This is a genomic window from Limnobaculum parvum (assembly GCF_003096015.2).
In the GTDB taxonomy this organism is placed as follows: Bacteria; Pseudomonadota; Gammaproteobacteria; order Enterobacterales; family Enterobacteriaceae; genus Limnobaculum; species Limnobaculum parvum.
Genome location: NZ_CP029185.2, coordinates 2,693,670 through 2,710,792, shown reverse-complemented (window position 1 = coordinate 2,710,792; position 17,123 = coordinate 2,693,670). Strand labels below are relative to the sequence as shown.

General features: G+C 47.4%; 14 protein-coding genes. 9 read left to right on the top strand and 5 right to left on the bottom strand.

Annotated features, from left to right (window positions below; genetic code table 11):
* Positions 1-11: 11 nt before the first annotated feature.
* The 5 genes from HYN51_RS11360 (at position 12) to HYN51_RS11340 (ending at position 5,545) form a co-directional block, all read left to right on the top strand.
* Positions 12-2,111: an aldehyde ferredoxin oxidoreductase gene (locus HYN51_RS11360; protein WP_108900127.1), complete on the top strand. Its 2,100-nt coding sequence runs from the start codon at positions 12-14 to the stop codon at positions 2,109-2,111.
* A gap of 140 nt (positions 2,112-2,251) precedes the next feature.
* A complete protein-coding gene (locus HYN51_RS11355) occupies positions 2,252-2,851 on the top strand; it encodes a YdhW family putative oxidoreductase system protein (RefSeq protein WP_230514061.1) in 600 nt (199 codons plus the stop codon).
* Positions 2,852-3,069: 218 nt separating this feature from the next.
* Positions 3,070-3,738, top strand: coding sequence for a 4Fe-4S dicluster domain-containing protein (locus HYN51_RS11350; protein ID WP_108900125.1), 669 nt, complete (start codon positions 3,070-3,072; stop codon positions 3,736-3,738).
* Entirely contained in the window at positions 3,735-4,520 is a 786-nt protein-coding gene (gene phsC / locus HYN51_RS11345; protein ID WP_108900124.1) for a thiosulfate reductase cytochrome B subunit, read from the top strand. The genes HYN51_RS11350 and phsC overlap by 4 nt, the downstream gene beginning before the upstream one ends.
* Complete coding sequence (locus HYN51_RS11340) at positions 4,520-5,545, top strand: hypothetical protein (RefSeq protein WP_108900123.1); 1,026 nt, start codon at positions 4,520-4,522, stop codon at positions 5,543-5,545. Before phsC ends, HYN51_RS11340 begins: the two co-directional genes overlap by 1 nt.
* A gap of 29 nt (positions 5,546-5,574) precedes the next feature.
* Here HYN51_RS11340 and hemL read toward each other — a convergent pair whose 3' ends face one another.
* The gene (hemL, locus tag HYN51_RS11335; protein WP_108900122.1) at positions 5,575-6,861 is read right to left on the bottom strand and encodes a glutamate-1-semialdehyde 2,1-aminomutase; all 1,287 of its coding nucleotides are present in this window, start codon (positions 6,859-6,861) and stop codon (positions 5,575-5,577) included.
* Between the two features lie 378 nt (positions 6,862-7,239).
* Between hemL and erpA the strand changes: the two genes are divergently transcribed.
* Entirely contained in the window at positions 7,240-7,584 is a 345-nt protein-coding gene (gene erpA / locus HYN51_RS11330) for an iron-sulfur cluster insertion protein ErpA (protein ID WP_108900121.1), read from the top strand.
* Between the two features lie 415 nt (positions 7,585-7,999).
* Here the strand turns inward: erpA and HYN51_RS11325 are convergent, their stop codons facing one another.
* From HYN51_RS11325 to mtnN, 3 genes are read right to left on the bottom strand one after another with little or no spacing between them, the layout of a single operon-like run.
* Positions 8,000-8,614, bottom strand: coding sequence for a TRIC cation channel family protein (locus HYN51_RS11325; RefSeq protein ID WP_108900120.1), 615 nt, complete (start codon positions 8,612-8,614; stop codon positions 8,000-8,002).
* A gap of 29 nt (positions 8,615-8,643) precedes the next feature.
* The gene (gene btuF / locus HYN51_RS11320; protein ID WP_108900119.1) at positions 8,644-9,498 is read right to left on the bottom strand and encodes a vitamin B12 ABC transporter substrate-binding protein BtuF; all 855 of its coding nucleotides are present in this window, start codon (positions 9,496-9,498) and stop codon (positions 8,644-8,646) included.
* Entirely contained in the window at positions 9,498-10,199 is a 702-nt protein-coding gene (gene mtnN / locus HYN51_RS11315; RefSeq protein ID WP_108900118.1) for a 5'-methylthioadenosine/S-adenosylhomocysteine nucleosidase, read from the bottom strand. The genes btuF and mtnN overlap by 1 nt, the downstream gene beginning before the upstream one ends.
* 258 nt (positions 10,200-10,457) lie before the next feature.
* Here mtnN and dgt point away from each other — a divergent pair, with 258 nt between their 5' ends.
* Together dgt and HYN51_RS11305 are read left to right on the top strand one after the other, a co-directional pair.
* A complete protein-coding gene (gene dgt / locus HYN51_RS11310) occupies positions 10,458-11,957 on the top strand; it encodes a dGTPase (protein WP_108902040.1) in 1,500 nt (499 codons plus the stop codon).
* 243 nt (positions 11,958-12,200) lie between these two features.
* On the top strand, positions 12,201-13,355 hold the full coding sequence (locus tag HYN51_RS11305) for a CdaR family transcriptional regulator (RefSeq protein WP_108900117.1): 1,155 nt from the start codon (positions 12,201-12,203) through the stop codon (positions 13,353-13,355).
* A gap of 306 nt (positions 13,356-13,661) precedes the next feature.
* On the opposite strand, the gene garD is transcribed toward HYN51_RS11305, so the two are convergent.
* Positions 13,662-15,224: a galactarate dehydratase gene (gene garD / locus HYN51_RS11300; protein WP_108900116.1), complete on the bottom strand. Its 1,563-nt coding sequence runs from the start codon at positions 15,222-15,224 to the stop codon at positions 13,662-13,664.
* A gap of 547 nt (positions 15,225-15,771) precedes the next feature.
* On the opposite strand from garD, the gene HYN51_RS11295 reads away from it, so the two are divergent.
* Positions 15,772-17,106: an MFS transporter gene (locus HYN51_RS11295; protein WP_108900115.1), complete on the top strand. Its 1,335-nt coding sequence runs from the start codon at positions 15,772-15,774 to the stop codon at positions 17,104-17,106.
* The last annotated feature ends 17 nt before the right edge of the window (positions 17,107-17,123 follow it).

Below are 17,123 nucleotides of genomic sequence, written 5' to 3'. Positions count from 1 at the left end.
AGGAAAACATCATGGCTAATGGTTGGATGGGTAACATCTTAAGAATCAACCTCTCTTCAGGAGAGATTAGTGTGGAAGACACCAGCAAATATAAGAAATTTGTTGGTGGTATGGGGATTGGTTACAAAATCATGTATGACGAGGTCCCTGCCGGAACCAAACCCTTTGATGAAGCCAACAAACTGGTGTTTGCCGTCGGTCCACTGACCGGATCTGGAGCGCCATGTAGTTCTCGGGTCAATATCACCTCACTTTCTACTTTTACCAAAGGAAATCTGGTGGTTGATGCTCATATGGGCGGTTTTTTTGCCGCTCAGATGAAGTTTGCCGGTTATGACGGAATTATTATTGAAGGCAAAGCCAAGTCTCCCGTCTGGATCAATATTAAAGACGATAAAGTTACCATTGAAAAAGCGGATTTCCTGTGGGGCAAAGGCACAAGAGCAACCACTGAAGAGATCTGCCGGATAACCGGTTCTGAAACCTGCGTCGCGGCTATTGGTCAGGCGGGGGAGAATTTGGTACCACTCTCTTGCATGCTTAATAGCCGCAATCACAGCGGTGGTGCAGGGACTGGTGCAATTATGGGTTCCAAGTATTTGAAGGCGATAGCGGTTGAAGGCACCAAAGGCGTCAAGGTGGCCGACCGTCAGGAGATGAAACGCCTTAATGACTATATGATGACCGAACTGATTGGTGCCAATAACAATCATGTGGTACCAAGTACGCCTCAGGCTTGGGCCGAGTATTCATCGCCGGGTTCCCGCTGGAACGCCCGTAAAGGACTGTACTGGGGGGCCGCAGAAGGTGGACCTATTGAAACCGGCGAAATACCACCGGGTAACCAAAACACCGTTGGTTACCGTACCTATAAGTCCGTGTTTGATTTAGGCCCGGCAGCAGAAAAATACACGGTAAAAATGAGTGGCTGCCACTCTTGCCCCATTCGCTGCATGTCTCAGTTGAATGTTCCTCGGGTGAAAGATTTTGGCTTACCCACCACCGGCGGTAACACCTGCGTGGCTAACTTTGTTCATACCACTATCTTCCCGAAAGGCCCCAAAGATTTTGATGAGAAAGGCGATGGTAGCGTTGTTGGCAATTTAGTCGGGCTTACACTGTTCGATGATTATGGTATCTGGTGTAACTATGGTCAGCTACATCGTGATTTCACCTATTGCTATACCAAAGGGGTTTTCAAGCGGGTTTTACCAGCAGAAGAGTATGCCGGAATTCGTTGGGACCAGTTGGAAGATGGCGATCCTAATTTCATTAAAGACTTCTACCATCGCCTAGCGCATCGTACGGGTGAACTGAGTCATCTGGCGGATGGCTCGTATGCCATTGCAGAGCGTTGGAACTTGGGGGACGCCTACTGGGCCTATGCTAAAAACAAACTTTGGTCTCCGTTTGGCTTCCCGGTTCACCATGCGAATGAAGCCTCTGCGCAGGTGGGCGCAATCACTAACTGTATGTTTAACCGTGACTGCATGACCCACACTCATATCAACTTTATTGGTTCTGGTTTGCCCTTTAAATTGCAGCGGGAAGTGGCCGCCGAGCTATTTGGTTCTGAAGATGCCTATGATGAAACCAAAAATTATACGCCAATTAACCCAGCCAAAATTAAGTATGCCAAATGGACCCTACTGAAAGTCTGTTTACACAATGCCGTCACCTTATGTAACTGGGTATGGCCAATGACGGTTTCTCCTCTGAAGAGTCGTAATTACCGGGGCGATTTAGCGATGGAAGCCAAGTTCTTCCAAGCTATCACTGGCGATGAAACCACTCAAGAAAGTCTAGATTTAGCCGCCGAGCGTATTTTCACTTTGCATCGTGCTTATACCGTGAAGCTGATGCAAACCAAGGATATGCGTAATGAACACGATCAGATCTGTTCATGGGTATTCGATAAGGATCCGCAAATCCCTGCATTTACTGAAGGTACCGACAAAATGGACCGAGAAGACATGCATAAAGCATTCACCATGTTCTACACCGAAATGGGTTGGGATCCCCAGTTAGGTTGCCCAACCAAGGAGACATTGCATCGTTTAGGGATGGAAGATGTCGCCACTGATTTGGCTTCATTGAACCTGTTACCTTAAATCAGAACGGTGGAAATATGCGGGAATCGACGGAAGGTATCGCCTTTGTTAATGAAAGTGCTGTTGATCGTTTATCGGCCGAGTCTGACATCACAACAACAGAGGGGGTAGATAGGGGAAAACGACGCTGGATAACGGCGATGGGGGGCGGAGCAGATGCTCTCCAGCAGGAAATGGAGTCAGCACAACAAAGGGCAGAGCCACAAGATTCTCCCGCTGATGTGGTGGCAGATTTTATCCGGCAAAGTTCTATCGCTGGTGCGCTGGTAACGCGCAGTATGTTGCTGGCACCACCTTACTTGATGTCAGAACAGGATCTGACTCAAGTACTGGAAGAAATGGGGTATATCGAAGCATTTGCCGACATTATGCAGAATGCCGGAACTCAGGATGATTACTACTATTCGACCCAAAGTATTTCGGTGAACTACGCCAACATGTGCGTACTGGTGATCGAAAAAGATATCTGTCGGACCATTGCACAAGCGGTGAGGTTTGAATGCGAAACCTACCCGCGACCTTATAAGGTTGCAATGTTGACTCAGGCTCCTTACTTCTTCGAACCGGAACAAGTTGAAGCGGCTCTGACGGCGATTGACTCTCATCTTGATTACGCAGATATCAGGCCGGTCGCGTCATCTGATGGGCAGGCGTATCTGTTTAGCGAACGGTTTATGAGTTATGGCAAAGCTTATGGACTGTGCGAATGGTTGGAAGTTGAGCAGTTTCAAAATCCGTAACGCATGAAAATAGTCAGTCAGCACAACGTTGCGTATGGATTAATAGGGTGTAATGACCATTAAAAAACAGAAGACTCAGGTCATTATTCATAAGCAGTATCTTGCTATTTCATCACGTTAGAAATAGAGAATGGCGGAGAAAGAGAGATGAGCGATGCATTGTTAACATTATGGATCAGGCCGAAGTACTGCAGTCAACAGAATCAGGGGATTAGCAGATGACCTACACTCGGCGTAAATTTGTCATCGGCATGGGCACGGTTATATTTTTTTCCGGTCCGGGCCAAAGTTTACTTGCGGCATCAAACAAAACCAGTCAGGTTCGTTACGCCATGATTCATGATGAGACCTTGTGTAATGGTTGTAACCTATGTGCCAGAGCCTGCCGTAAAGTGAATCATGTTCCCGATCAGGGAAGTCGTTTATCCATTGCCCATATCCCTGTTTCGGATCATGAAAACGAAACCCAATATCACTTTTTCCGCCAGTCTTGTCAGCATTGTGAAGATGCACCCTGCATTGAGGTTTGTCCAACGGGCGCTTCTTGGCGCGACGATCGAGGAATTGTGCGGGTAGATAAACCTCGCTGTATTGGGTGTAGCTACTGCATTGGTGCATGCCCTTATCAGGTTCGTTACCTTAATCCGGTGACCAAAGTCGCGGACAAATGCGATTTCTGCGCCGAGTCTCGACTGGCAAAAGGCTTTGCGCCCATCTGTGTTAACGTTTGTCCACAGAATGCGTTGATTTTTGGTCGTGAAGACAGCGAAGTGGTGCAGAACTGGCTAAAAAATAACAAATATTATGAGTATCAACTGAAAGGTGCCGGTGCTCCTCATCTTTATCGTCGTTTCGGTCAACATCTGATTAGTAAGGATAATGTATGAACGCGATGCCAAATGCTGAACAGTTTCAGTCCCAGCTAAGTCTTTATGTTCCCGTGTTTACGCCGGAGTTTTGGCCGGTATGGTTGGTGATTGCCGGCATCACGCTAGCAGGTATGCTGCTGGTGTTGGCGCTGCATGCCTTTCTGCGTTTTAGGCAGGCCGACCGACCAATGCACGGTCATGGTGAGAAGGTCTATCTCTACTCCAAAGCAATACGCCTGTGGCACTGGTCTAACGCGCTGTTATTCATTTTATTACTGTGCAGTGGTTTGATTAATCATTTCAACTTGGTTGCCCCAGTAGCGGTTAAGAGCCTGGTTGGTGTACACAAAATTTGCGGATTTTTATTGTTAGCCTGCTGGATTAGCTTTGTATTGATTAACGCGTTGGGAGGTAATGGCCATCACTATGTGATTAAACCCCAGGGTTGGTTGGGACGCGCCATCAGGCAGGTGAATTTCTATCTGTTTGGCATTATGAAAGGGGAAGACCATCCTTTTCCGGCGACTGAACGTTCGAAGTTTAATCCGCTACAGCAGGTTGCTTATCTGGGCGTAATGTATGGATTGGTGCCTCTGCTACTGATTTCTGGGTTGATATCTCTCTATCCAGAGGCCTTAGGCCTACAGCAGATTGGTATTCGATATTGGATCCTTCAGGCCCATTTTTTACTGGCGATATTTAGTGTTTTCTTTATTTTGGGTCATCTGTACCTGTGCACCACGGGGCGTACACCAGCGGAAACCTTCAGATGCATGATTGATGGCTATCACCGTCACTGATGATGCTAATAACCCGTAGAGAGTTAAGGGCCTGGCGAACAGGCCCAAATATTTACCGTTGGTTTCTCAGAAATTTCCCTGAGGGCGGGCGTTATGCGGATGTTCACAGTGCGTTGATTCGTTATGGTTATGTTGACTGGGCCACCAGCTTGGTAGAGTACGCTTATTCCCTGTGGTTGGAACAAGAAAACTTTGCTGTGCAGGAAACCGATGCCACCGACCTTCTGGCCGATGAGTTAAGCCATCGTTTACTGACTGTTGGCATACCTTCATCTTTGCCGTTATCTTCACTACAACCTTCCGTGCTAGGTGAATTCAAAACTACTTCCGCTAATCAATATGCTGTCCGGCAGGCCGGTGAGGCCGACTATTTCAGCGTCATGAATACGCATAATGGCAGTCAGATCAGCAACAGCGGTGATGAAGCCCGAATAGGTAGCACTGGCAGCAGCGTAAGAATTGCCAGCGCAGGGGTGAATAGCCAGATTGGCAGTTGCGGTGAGTATGGCTGGATTAGCAGTTCCGGCTACTCAACCCAAGTTGCCAGTTGTGGATATAGTGCACGAGTCGGTTGTGTTGGACACGATGTTCGGGTTGGAAGCTCAGGGGACAGGGCGCGTATTGCGGTGGCGGGGAATTCCGCCAAAATCAGCAGTTCCGGGCGAGGGGTAAAGATAGGCAGCGCGGGAATGCGCGCGCGTATTAGCAGTGTGGGGGATGCTTCTAAAGTTGCTAGTGCTGGCGATCTTTCGCATATTTCTAGCTTTGGTGCCGAGGCGCGTGTCGTTAGCGCCGGGAACGATGCGCGCATTGTCGTGATGGGGCCGGACTCTCTGATTGCCTGTGCCGGATCGGTTGATTATATCGTGTTGGGAAAAGGCGGCTGCGCTTCCATTCCCTATTTTGATGGCAAACGAGTCCGTTTTGCGGTTGCTTATGAAGGGGAAGAAAACATTAAGGCGGGGGTGAAATACTGCCTGAATCATCAGCATCAGTTTGTGGAATGGGATAGCGAAGCCCGGTGATATCAGAGATATCACCGGATAGTAATGACTTACCCAGCCAGTTTCGCGAAGCAGTGTTCCGCCGCATCAATAGTGCGTTGAATATCTTTTTCTGAGTGGGCCAGAGACATAAAGCCTGCTTCAAATGCCGACGGTGCCAGATAAACGCCTTCCTGCAACATCATATGAAAGAAACGCTTAAAGCGTTCCACGTCGCATTTCATCACGTCCTGATAGCAGGTGACGCTGTCAGCATCCGTGAAGAAAATACCAAACATACCGCCAACGTAGTTCGTTACCAGAGGAATGCCTTGTCTTTCTGCTGCTTTCAGTAAACCATTGGCTAATTGCTTCGTTCTTTCAGCCAGTTGTGAGTAAACGCCCACATCGGTGAGCTGACTCAGACAGGCATAGCCTGCGGCCATAGCGATAGGATTACCGGACAGGGTTCCCGCCTGATAAACCGGCCCCGTTGGTGCCAGTGCCGCCATGACATCGCGACGACCACCAAAGGCGCCAACAGGCATACCGCCACCGATAATTTTACCTAAGCAAGTCAGGTCTGGGGTAACGCCATAGTAAGCTTGAGCACCGCCCAGCGCGACGCGGAAGCCAGTCATGACTTCATCAATAATTAATAGCGCACCATACTGGTCGCACAGTTGACGCAATCCCGGCAGGAAATCGGCAGCCGGAGGAATACAGTTCATATTACCGGCTACGGGTTCGACAATAATACAGGCTATATCTTCAGGATTTTGTTCAAACGCCTGACGTACCGTGTTGAGATCGTTATAAGTACACGTCAGAGTATGTTTGGCGAAGTCAGCCGGTACGCCCGGAGAATTTGGTTGGCCCAGAGTGAGTGCGCCGGACCCCGCTTTTACCAGCAGGCAGTCGGCGTGGCCGTGGTAGCAACCTTCAAATTTGATGATTTTGTCGCGACCGGTAAAACCGCGAGCCAGACGGATTGCGCTCATGGTGGCTTCTGTACCGGAGTTAACCATCCGCACCATATCCATAGATGGAACCAGTTCGGTCACCAGCGTTGCCATTTCCACTTCCATTTCGGTTGGTGCGCCAAAGCTTAAACCACGCTGTACAGCTTCAATAACAGCATCACGGATAACATCATTATTATGGCCAAGGATCATTGGACCCCATGAACCAACATAATCAATATAGGCTTTACCATCCGCATCATACAGGTAAGCGCCATCTGCACGTTCAACAAACAGTGGAACACCGCCCACGCCGGTAAATGCACGTACTGGTGAGTTAACGCCACCGGGAATGACCTGCTGGGCCTGTAGATATAGACTTTCTGATTTACTCATGAAGAGGCTCCTGCCTTGTTATCGGAATAGGTTATATCCGCCTATTCTAAAAGAAGTAAGGATAAATATCAGCTTTAGAATAATTACCAGTCTTGTCAGAAGGTTTCGATAGTTTGATGATAGTTGGGGAAAATAGCGGTAAAGGTAGGAAAAAATAAAGCGTAATCTGGCGCATTTTGTTACCTGCGTTGGTGGTAAAATAGAATAATCAGGCGTAGCTTACGGGCTATGTTTTTTCTTATGCCTCTTGCTGATTGATTGTGGAATGAGGCGTGACTGAGTATAATACTTGAACGTTTTGGTCAACTATTAGATAATTATAAGATTATTAGACTCGCCCGTGTAGCGGGTCTGAACCAGATAAGCCGGAGACAATTGATGAGTGATTCAACTGCTTTACCCCTCGAATTTACCGATGCGGCAGCGAATAAAGTAAAGGCGCTGATTGCTGATGAAAGCAATCCTGAATTGAAATTGCGTGTTTATATTACCGGAGGTGGTTGCAGCGGTTTCCAGTATGGCTTCACCTTTGACGAAAAAGTCAATGACGGCGATATGATTATCGAGAAGCAGGGCGTTTCTCTCGTAGTAGACCCAATGAGCCTACAGTATCTTGTGGGGGGGGCGGTTGACTACACTGAAGGTTTAGAAGGTTCCCGCTTTATTATTCAGAACCCGAATGCGAAGAGTACGTGTGGGTGTGGATCGTCGTTTAGTGTTTGAGTGCTAATGCTGATAAGTATTGTAAATTGGCATTCGAGGGTATTCCGGCCGTAATCGCTGTGTGCTTATATTGGTATTTAGCGCGGTCGGAAGACCATCTGTACTTGGGAACGGAGTGCGTTGGGCCTGGATTCCCTAGGTGCAGTTATGAAACACCTTGCGGTGTTTCACCCTGACGGGCCAGCGCAAGCGCTGTTCAAACAAGCTTTGCCTGTTTGTCGTTGGCTGACGCCAAGTCGACCCCAACGGCAATCCCTCCCAACGATTGGCTTTTTTAAGAAACAACGCTGAATTGCCGGATGTTGTTATCAATCTAGAATAATCCTTGTCTGCTTGTCCTTGGCTTAATCTAAGTCAATCTCTCTATTTCCTGACGATTAGCTTTTCAATTGAATTGATTTACTCATTCTATTTCTTACTTTTCCAAACTAAACGTTGGGAGTTTTAGGTTCCAGCGGATGGCGGCTAGGCGGATGGTGAGGGTGATGACCATGCCCATCATGCCGGATTCTTCTAGGCCTAGATTGAAGATGTAGTGGGCGGTGGCATGGACTGAGCCGCCGATGATGCAGGCGGTGGCGTAGACTTCGGTGCGTAGGATCATGGGGATTTCGCGGGCCAGTACGTCGCGGATTATACCTCCACCAACGCCGGTTAATACGCCCATGCCGGTCGCTACTAATGGGCCGGTTCCAGCGATGAAGGCTTTGTTTACGCCAATACCGACAAACACGGCGAGTCCAATGGCGTCCAGTACCGGTAAGATCCATTTTGGCAGGCTGCGGGGGTGGCGAACCAGCAGAATAGTGAATACACAGGTGACCAGTGCGACCACTAAATCGGTTGGATCTTTAACCCAGAATACCGGGCCGTTGGCTAATGCCATATCGCGGATCGTGCCACCGCCGACTGCGGTTACCACACCAAGCACTAAAACCCCAAATGGGTCCATGCGTAACTTTCCCGCTAATAGTACGCCAGAAATAGCAAAAACTGCGGTTCCAAGAATATCAAGCCAATAAATCAACATATTACAGGTACTCCAATCCTATGGTGTATCTAGGGGATAGATGGTATTTCAGATATCTTTTGGCATATTATCTCAGCGGCTTGGATTATCCTTGGTCCGCTGCGGTTAAACCAGTCTTCAGGAACGGAAAGGACAGGAATATCTAACTGACCGCGCCAGAATGTTTGAACGTTTTTAATTTTTTCTTGTTCACCCGCAATAATAATTAACTGTGGTTTTCGGGCAAGTACCTGCTCACGGCTCACCTGAGGCCAAGGGGCCGGACTATCGGCAAATATATTTTTTCCGCCGCATAGCGAAATGACTTCGCTTTGTAATGTCTTGCCTGAGGCAGTAAATAGCGGTTGATGACTAAATTGTAGAAAGACTCTGACCGGTTCGCCTTTTCGCTGGTAGCGCTGTTCAAGAGCCTGCCGGTCAGCCAGTAATTTAGCGGCGGCCTGACGGGCTACTTCTGGTTTTGGGCTGTAGGTGGCTAATTGGTTCAGATTATCAGCAATATCCTGAATAGTTTGCGGATCGGAATAGAATAGTGAAATGCCAAAGCCGGATAGTTGATCCAATACTTTCTGTGGGTTGCCGCCGCGCCAAGCCAGAATCAGATCGGGCTTTAACGCCAGTATGCGTTCCAGATTGATGCCCTGCCAAGAGGCTACTTTTTCCAGCCGCTTAGCGTCTGGCGGATAGTCTGAATAGTCGCTGACCGCGATCAACTCGTCGCCCATCCCCGCCGCATAGGCCAGCTCGGTAGTGTGAGGCGCTAAACTGATAACCCGGGGTGGGGCCGCATCGGCCCGATGTGTACCCATAGACAAAACAACCGCCGTTAGCACAACTAACAGCGGTGTTGTTAGGTATTTTTCCAGTAAAACCCGAGCGGTCATTATTGTTGTTCTGCCAGAGCCTTAAGCATCGTACCAACCATCAGAGAAGACTGTTGAGCAGCCAACACCAGAAATTCATCAAAGCTAAGATGAGATTCTCCATCGGCAACATCAGAGATAGCACGAACCACCACAAACGGCGTGCCAAACTGATAGCACACGTGGCCAATGGCAGCCGCTTCCATTTCAACGGCAACCACCGCAGGGAAGGTGGCACGAATGCGAGCCAAAGGTTCGGCACCGTTAATAAATGCGTCACCGCTACAAATCAGGCCACGAACCGCATGAAGATTACACTGTTGAATACACCGTTCGGCCAAAGTAATCAGTTTTGGATCCGCTGGAAACGCTGCCGGGCAACCTGCCATTTGGCCTGGCTCATAGCCAAATGCGGTTACATCGGCATCGTGATAGCGAACTTCGTCTGATACCACGATATCGCCTACTTTGAGTGTTGATGCCAAACCACCCGCAGAGCCTGTATTGATGACCACATCGGGCTTACAGTTTTCTAACAACAGTACAGTGCCCAGTGCAGCGGATACTTTGCCGATACCTGATTTCAGTAATGCGACTTCGACACCGTTCAGGCGGCCGGTATAAATCTCACAGCCAGCGCGTTTAATGGTTTCACAATGTTCAATTTGAGAACGCAGCAGGGCAACTTCTTGCTCCATAGCGCCAATAATACCTATTTTCATCGAGATCTCCTGCTAAGTCCGATGCATAAATTGGCGCGTAGTCTATCATGCTACTGAGGGAAATAAGCCGTTTCAGATGCAGAGATTTTTACGCCTTTTGATTAATCTTTAATCCGTGAACGGATAATGTATGATTGTGATAGAAAATAACATATCGCGATGAAACAGAACCGCTTTGGTTTTCATCAGGATAGAATTGAAAAGGCAGGGCTTCGGGGGGATGAACGTAGCGCTGTCATCAGCAGAATGGGAGAGGCTATGTCCGGGATTGATTTTGGCAAGAGAATAACAGTTCAGCGTCCTTTTAGTTCATCATCGCCAGCCCCTGTAGGGGAATACGAAATTACCCGCCAGTTCGAAAGCGATCGCGGACGTATTATCAATTCTGCGGCTATTCGCCGATTACAGCAAAAGACACAGGTATTTCCACTGGAGCGCAATGCCGCAGTGCGTAGCCGTTTGACGCATTCTATGGAGGTGCAACAGGTAGGCCGCCATATTGCCAAAGATATTTTCCACCTGCTGAAAAAAGAGGGGCGAATTGAGCAACTGGGGTTGGATAAAACCTTAGAGGCTTTTGAAAGTATCGTTGAAATGGCCTGTTTGATGCACGATGTGGGTAATCCGCCATTTGGTCATTTTGGTGAAGCGGCAATCAATAACTGGTTTGGTAAACGCCTGAACGCTGAGGCCGGTAAATTGTGTCACTACCCTTGCCTGCGTCTGGAAGATCAACAGCCAGAATTGAACCAACTGCGCCTGCGTATTTGTCAGGATTTAAGCAACTTTGAAGGAAATGCTCAGGCGATTCGGCTGGTGCATACATTACTGAAACTGAATCTGACCTATTCCCAAGTTGCCTGCATACTGAAATACACTAAACCCGCTTACTGGTCAGAGAGTGTTCCGGCGGAGTTTAGTTATCTGATGAAGAAGCCCGGCTATTATCTGGCGGAAGAAGCTTTTGTGACAGAGCTGCGTTATAAGCTGGGAATGGAAGAGTTCAGCCGCTATCCGCTGACTTATATTATGGAAGCGGCAGACGATATCTCTTACTGCATTGCCGATCTTGAAGACGCAGTAGAGAAGAGCATTCTGACGATTGAACAACTTTATGATCACCTCAAGAGTGCCTGGGGAACGGTATCAACCGGCGATCTGTTTGATAAAACGGTAGGCAATGCCATACGCAAGATGGAGCAGGGAAGCGGCTATCGCCACCGTGAAGATCAGTTCTTTATGTACCTGCGGGTATATACCGTTGGCCATTTGGTACCCAGAGCCGCTCAGCGCTTTATTCAGAATTTACCGGCGATTTTTGCCGGAAACTTTAATCAGGCGCTGCTGGAAGATGGTGACGAAGCCTTTAAGCTATTAAGCGCCTATAAAAATGTAGCGCTGAAATATGTCTTCAGCCACGAAGAGGTTGAACAGTTGGAGTTGCAGGGCTATCGGGTGATTAATGGCCTGTTGGATATTTATAGCCCATTGTTGGATATGCCAATGGCGGATTTTATGCGTTTGGTTAAAGAGAATAGCCACCGGGGTTATCTGATAGAAACCCGACTGTTTCACAAGCTCTCCACTAAACACTGTATGGCTTATAAAGAGGCTATGGCTAAATTAGGGCATTTGCCTGAATCTCAGTTGGAGATTCGGGAATTCTATTATCGTGCCAGACTGATTCAGGATTACATTAGCGGCATGACCGATCTCTATGCTTATGATGAGTATCGTAAATTAATGGCGGCGGAGTAGCCCTCTACAGGATCTTTAGAACCCTGCGATATCCCCCCTTTATCCTCTCCCTGTTTCAGGGAGAAATACCAATCTTGTAATTAGGTTGGTATTTTTTCTACACCAGCCGTTATTTCTGCCTGCCATAATTGTGATTGTTTCCGCAGTTTGAACAAATAGAATACAAATTTGGGCGTTTGCACAATGTGCTGAATAAAAACAACAATTAATCTTGACGGTCAGGACCACTTCAGGGATACCGCCATGTCTTTTTATCACCTTGATGCCAAACTCGCTCAGGATATCGTCGATAGAACGATGCAGATTATCGACAGCAACATTAACGTGATGGATGCCAAAGGAACCATTATTGGCAGTGGAGACATTAACCGCATTGGTGAATTGCATGAAGGTGCACTACTGGCCCTCTCTCAAGGGCGAGTGGTAGAAATTAATGAAGCGGTAGCTGCCAGTCTTCATGGGGTTCGCCCCGGTATTAATCTACCGCTGAGGGTTGAAGGTGATATTGTCGGGGTTATTGGTTTGACGGGGGAGCCGGGCGTCCTGCGTCAGCATGGTCAACTGGTTGGCATGGCTGCGGAGATGATGCTGGAGCAGGCAAGGTTGATGAATATGCTGGCGCAGGATAGTCGGATGCGTGAAGCACTGGTATTAAACTTGATCCGCAGCGATGAATTACCCACGTCACTGATGGAGTGGGCACAGCGCTTAGGTATTGACCTCTCCCAGCCGCGGGTCGTGACGTTGATTGAATTGGACAGTGGTCATTTGGGCGTGGATGTCTCGATGAAAGAGCTGCAACAGTTGCAAAGTCTGTTAACGGTTCCCGATCGGGATAACCTGATTGCCATCGTTTCTTTGAATGAAATGGTGGTACTGCAACCGGCCTTAAATAGCCACGGACGTTGGGATGCGGAAGAACATCGTAAGCGGGTCGATAGCCTTTTGCTGCGTATTTCTGAAAGCAGCCGTCTAAATGTCAGGGTTGCTTCAGGCAACTATTTCTCCGGCCCGGGCTGTGTTGCCCGTTCTTACAGTACGGCTAAAGCGACCATGTCGGTAGGTAAGCAGCGAATGCCTGAACAGCATAGCTACTACTATCAGGATCTGATGCTGCCAGTATTATTGGATAGCCTGCGCGGTGGTTGGCAGGTAAATGAACTGAATCGCCCTCTGGCTAAGCTAAAAGCCATGGATAATAACGGTCTGTTGCGTCGTACATTGCTGGCATGGTTTAAACATAATATGCATCCGGGTGCGACGGTCAAATCGCTCTATATTCATCGTAATACTCTGGATTATCGCTTGAATCGCATCTCGGAAATTACCGGATTAAACCTGAAGAAGTTTGATGATCATATGCAGTTGTATATTGCGTTGCAGTTAGATGATGAATGAGGCGTGTTATGAATAGATTGGCTGTTACCGCGAGATTTACCGCAACAGAAAAATCGGCGATGTTCCTCTAAGGGCTTTAGTGTGCGCCTTAGTTTAAAAAACAGGCGGTGCGATACTGATTAAAATTCCAACAGGAAAAGAGGCCAAGGAGAAAGTCGCTGAGTACAGACGGTTTACCGACCGCTCCCGGTGCAGATATAAGTACATTGTTTTTACGAGCGGAATATTTACTGGTGTTGATTTATTTAGTTTGCCATTAGTCTAAAAGGTCAGTACGTAATGACTGACCTTTTTAAATAAAAGAAATCAGGTCACCGGTGCTGGATTAAACACCGCCAGCGCATTATGTAATCCCCAATGATCTGACCAAGGCTTCTTACGTCCGCTAGCAACATCCAACAGCAGGTGGAACAGTTCCCAACCGACTTGCTCAATAGTTGCTTCACCGGTAGCGATAGTCCCTGCATCGATATCCACTAAATCGAACCAGCGTTTAGCCAGAGCGCTGCGGGTAGACATTTTAATGACGGGAATTGCTGCCAGACCGTAAGGCGTTCCGCGGCCGGAAGTGAATACCTGTAATGTGATACCGGAAGCTAACTGCTGGGTTCCACACACAAAGTCGCTGGCTGGCGTCGCTGCATAAATAAGTCCGCGCTTAGTTGGGCGCTGACCGGGAGAGAGTACTTCAACAATGGCGCTTTTGCCTGATTTAGCGATGGAACCTAACGCTTTCTCAACCACGTTAGCTAAACCGCCTTTCTTATTGCCCGGTGACGGGTTAGCGCTGCGATCGGTTTCACCGCTGTTTAGATAGTTATCGTACCAGGCCATTTCACGCAGTAAGTCTTTACCCACTTCTGGCGTTACGGTGCGAGGCGTAAGCAAATGGATGGCATCACGAACTTCCGTAACTTCAGAAAACATCACAGTGGCACCACAGCGCACCAGCAAATCAGAAGCGTATCCTACCGCCGGGTTAGCGGTCACTCCGGAGAAAGCATCGCTGCCGCCGCACTGCATACCCACCACCAGCTCAGAAGCTGGGCAAGTTTCTCTCTGACGCTTATTCAAACGTTGCAGATGTTTTTCAGCGACGGACATAATCTCTTTGATCATGGCCTCGAAACCAACGTGTTGCTCATCCTGTAGGCGAATAATGGGGCTATCGGTGAGGATGATTTTTTGTACATCAGGAGTGCCTTCCAATAACCTTTCAGGCTGGAGCTTTTCACAACCCAGACCAATAACCATCACTTCGCCGCCAAAGTTCGGGTTAAGCGCCAGATTATGAATGGTACGGATAGGTATCACGGCTGCCGGTGCATTAATTGCCACCCCGCAGCCGTAAAGGTGGTTTAGACCAACAACACCGTCAACGTTAGGGTATTTGGGCAGCAGATCCCGTTCAATTAGCTTCACTACATAATCTACAACACCAGCAACACACTGAACGCTGGTGGTAATCGCTAGCAGGTTTTTGGTGCCGACGCTGCCATCGGCATTACGATAGCCTTCAAAGGTATAGCCTTCTAATGGTGGAAGCGGTTCAGGAACTTTAGTGGAGAGTGGCAATGTTTCTAATGCAGGAGCTTGGGGAAGTGTCACCAGCGATTCTTCAATCCAACTGCCCTGAGGAATATCTCGCACCGCATAACCGATAATTTCCCCATAGCGCACAATGGCGGCATCTTCAGTGATGGTTTGCAGAGCAACTTTATGCCCTTGAGGAACATATTCAGTTAATTCTAGGCCACAGCTAAATCGGGTACCAGCCGGTAGCCCGTTGTCATTCACTACAATCGCCACATTGTCTTGCTCGTCGACTTTAATATAAAGCGGAGCAGCAAGATTGTTGTCTTTATTCATTGTAAATACCTTCAGTGTTAAAGCATTTTAACAGGTGATAATTTTAAAAGTATTGTCATTAGCAGCGGTTTAGCGAATTTTTCTATTTACGTTTATATCCTATTTATATTTTTACTGCCTATTTTTGAAAATAACAATGGCTATTTTTTTTAATGATTTAATAAATAAATTATTGGCGATTGATATGTGACAAGAGTCAACTTTTCGGACTATTTTTTCACTGAAATTCTGATAAAGATAAAATAATCAATAAAATGATTTCATTGATATTTTTTATATTTTTATATGAGTTAATGTGCAAGAAATGGTCTGAATTACATAAATGATTGTGCATATGCCCAATGCTTTAGTTAACCCGAAACAATTAGTATCCCCTCAGCGGTTTTATGAATTATTGATTTTTCTATTTTCTTATTTCTGACGAAATAAATCTTCGGATTTATCTATTGCTTACTTAAAGAATAATTTTTATCACACCCATTATTACTAACAATATTAAAAAATGATGGATAAGTTGATCGAATAACTTTATCTACAGGAGAATATCATGGAGTCTACAAAGTCGGTGACAGGGGTAGGGGAAAAACCCACTCACGTTCGCTTTTGGATCGTTGTTATGCTGTTTGTGGTCACCGCAATTAACTATGGCGATCGTGCAACCCTATCGATCGCGGGAGCACCAATGTCTAGCTCGCTGGGGCTGGATGCCATTGGCATGGGATATGTGTTCTCTGCATTCTCATGGGCCTACGTATTGGGCCAACTGCCGGGAGGCTGGTTACTGGACAAGTTTGGTTCTAAACGGGTTTATTTCTGGAGTATCTTTATTTGGTCAACCTTCACGCTGTTACAGGGCGTTATTGGATTCCTGAGCGGTATGTGGGCACTGGTATTACTCTTCACATTGCGTTTTCTGGTTGGTTTAGCGGAATCTCCCTCATTTCCGGGTAATAGCCGCATTGTTGCTGCTTGGTTCCCGGCGCAAGAGCGAGGTACTGCGGTTGCTATCTTTAACTCAGCACAATATTTCGCTACGGTGATTTTTGCGCCAATTATGGGCTGGTTGACTCATACTTTAGGTTGGCAGTTCGTGTTCTACTTTATGGGTGGTCTGGGTATCATCGTTAGCTTTGTCTGGCTAAAAGTGATCCACAACCCGAAAGAACACCCAAGCATTAACCAAGGCGAAATCGACCATATTGAACGAGGCGGTGCGCTGACTAACATGGATCAGCAGAGCGCTAAAAAAGATGGTGGCCCTAAACTTCACTATATCAAACAGTTATTAAGTTCACGCATGCTGGTGGGTATTTATATCGGTCAGTATTGTATCAACGCACTAACTTACTTCTTTATTACTTGGTTCCCGGTTTATCTGGTTCAGGCTCGTGGAATGTCGATTCTGAAAGCGGGCTTCGTGGCTTCTATTCCTGCACTCTGTGGTTTTGCCGGCGGTATTCTGGGCGGCATTATATCTGACTATCTGATGAAGAAAACCGGCTCCATCACGCTGGCAAGAAAGCTCCCTATCGTACTGGGGATGCTGTTATCTATCTCCATGATCTTCTGTAACTATGTTGAATCCGAAATGATGGTGGTTGGCTTTATGGCGCTGGCATTCTTCGGTAAAGGCATTGGTGCGTTAGGTTGGGCTGTTATGGCCGATACGGCACCAAAAGAGATCAGCGGTTTGAGCGGTGGTTTGTTCAATATGTGCGGCAATATCTCCGGTATCGTGACGCCAATTGCTATCGGCTATATCGTCTATTCCACGGGCTCATTTAACGGTGCACTGGTTTATGTTGGTATCCATGCTGCGATCGCGATTGTCAGCTACCTGTTTGTGGTTGGTAAGATTCAACGTATTGAACTGAAGCTGTAATCATCAGGAGACAAGCA

Bases quoted from the DNA above. Each gene is read 5' to 3' on its own strand.
- HYN51_RS11360 (WP_108900127.1), top strand. From the start codon at position 12: ATGGCTAATGGTTGGATGGGTAACATCTTAAGAATCAACCTCTCTTCA.
- HYN51_RS11355 (WP_230514061.1), top strand. From the start codon at position 2,252: ATGGGGGGCGGAGCAGATGCTCTCCAGCAGGAAATGGAGTCAGCACAA.
- HYN51_RS11350 (WP_108900125.1), top strand. From the start codon at position 3,070: ATGACCTACACTCGGCGTAAATTTGTCATCGGCATGGGCACGGTTATA.
- phsC (WP_108900124.1), top strand. From the start codon at position 3,735: ATGAACGCGATGCCAAATGCTGAACAGTTTCAGTCCCAGCTAAGTCTT.
- HYN51_RS11340 (WP_108900123.1), top strand. From the start codon at position 4,520: ATGATGCTAATAACCCGTAGAGAGTTAAGGGCCTGGCGAACAGGCCCA.
- hemL (WP_108900122.1), bottom strand. From the start codon at position 6,861: ATGAGTAAATCAGAAAGTCTATATCTACAGGCCCAGCAGGTCATTCCC.
- erpA (WP_108900121.1), top strand. From the start codon at position 7,240: ATGAGTGATTCAACTGCTTTACCCCTCGAATTTACCGATGCGGCAGCG.
- HYN51_RS11325 (WP_108900120.1), bottom strand. From the start codon at position 8,614: ATGTTGATTTATTGGCTTGATATTCTTGGAACCGCAGTTTTTGCTATT.
- btuF (WP_108900119.1), bottom strand. From the start codon at position 9,498: ATGACCGCTCGGGTTTTACTGGAAAAATACCTAACAACACCGCTGTTA.
- mtnN (WP_108900118.1), bottom strand. From the start codon at position 10,199: ATGAAAATAGGTATTATTGGCGCTATGGAGCAAGAAGTTGCCCTGCTG.
- dgt (WP_108902040.1), top strand. From the start codon at position 10,458: ATGTCCGGGATTGATTTTGGCAAGAGAATAACAGTTCAGCGTCCTTTT.
- HYN51_RS11305 (WP_108900117.1), top strand. From the start codon at position 12,201: ATGTCTTTTTATCACCTTGATGCCAAACTCGCTCAGGATATCGTCGAT.
- garD (WP_108900116.1), bottom strand. From the start codon at position 15,224: ATGAATAAAGACAACAATCTTGCTGCTCCGCTTTATATTAAAGTCGAC.
- HYN51_RS11295 (WP_108900115.1), top strand. From the start codon at position 15,772: ATGGAGTCTACAAAGTCGGTGACAGGGGTAGGGGAAAAACCCACTCAC.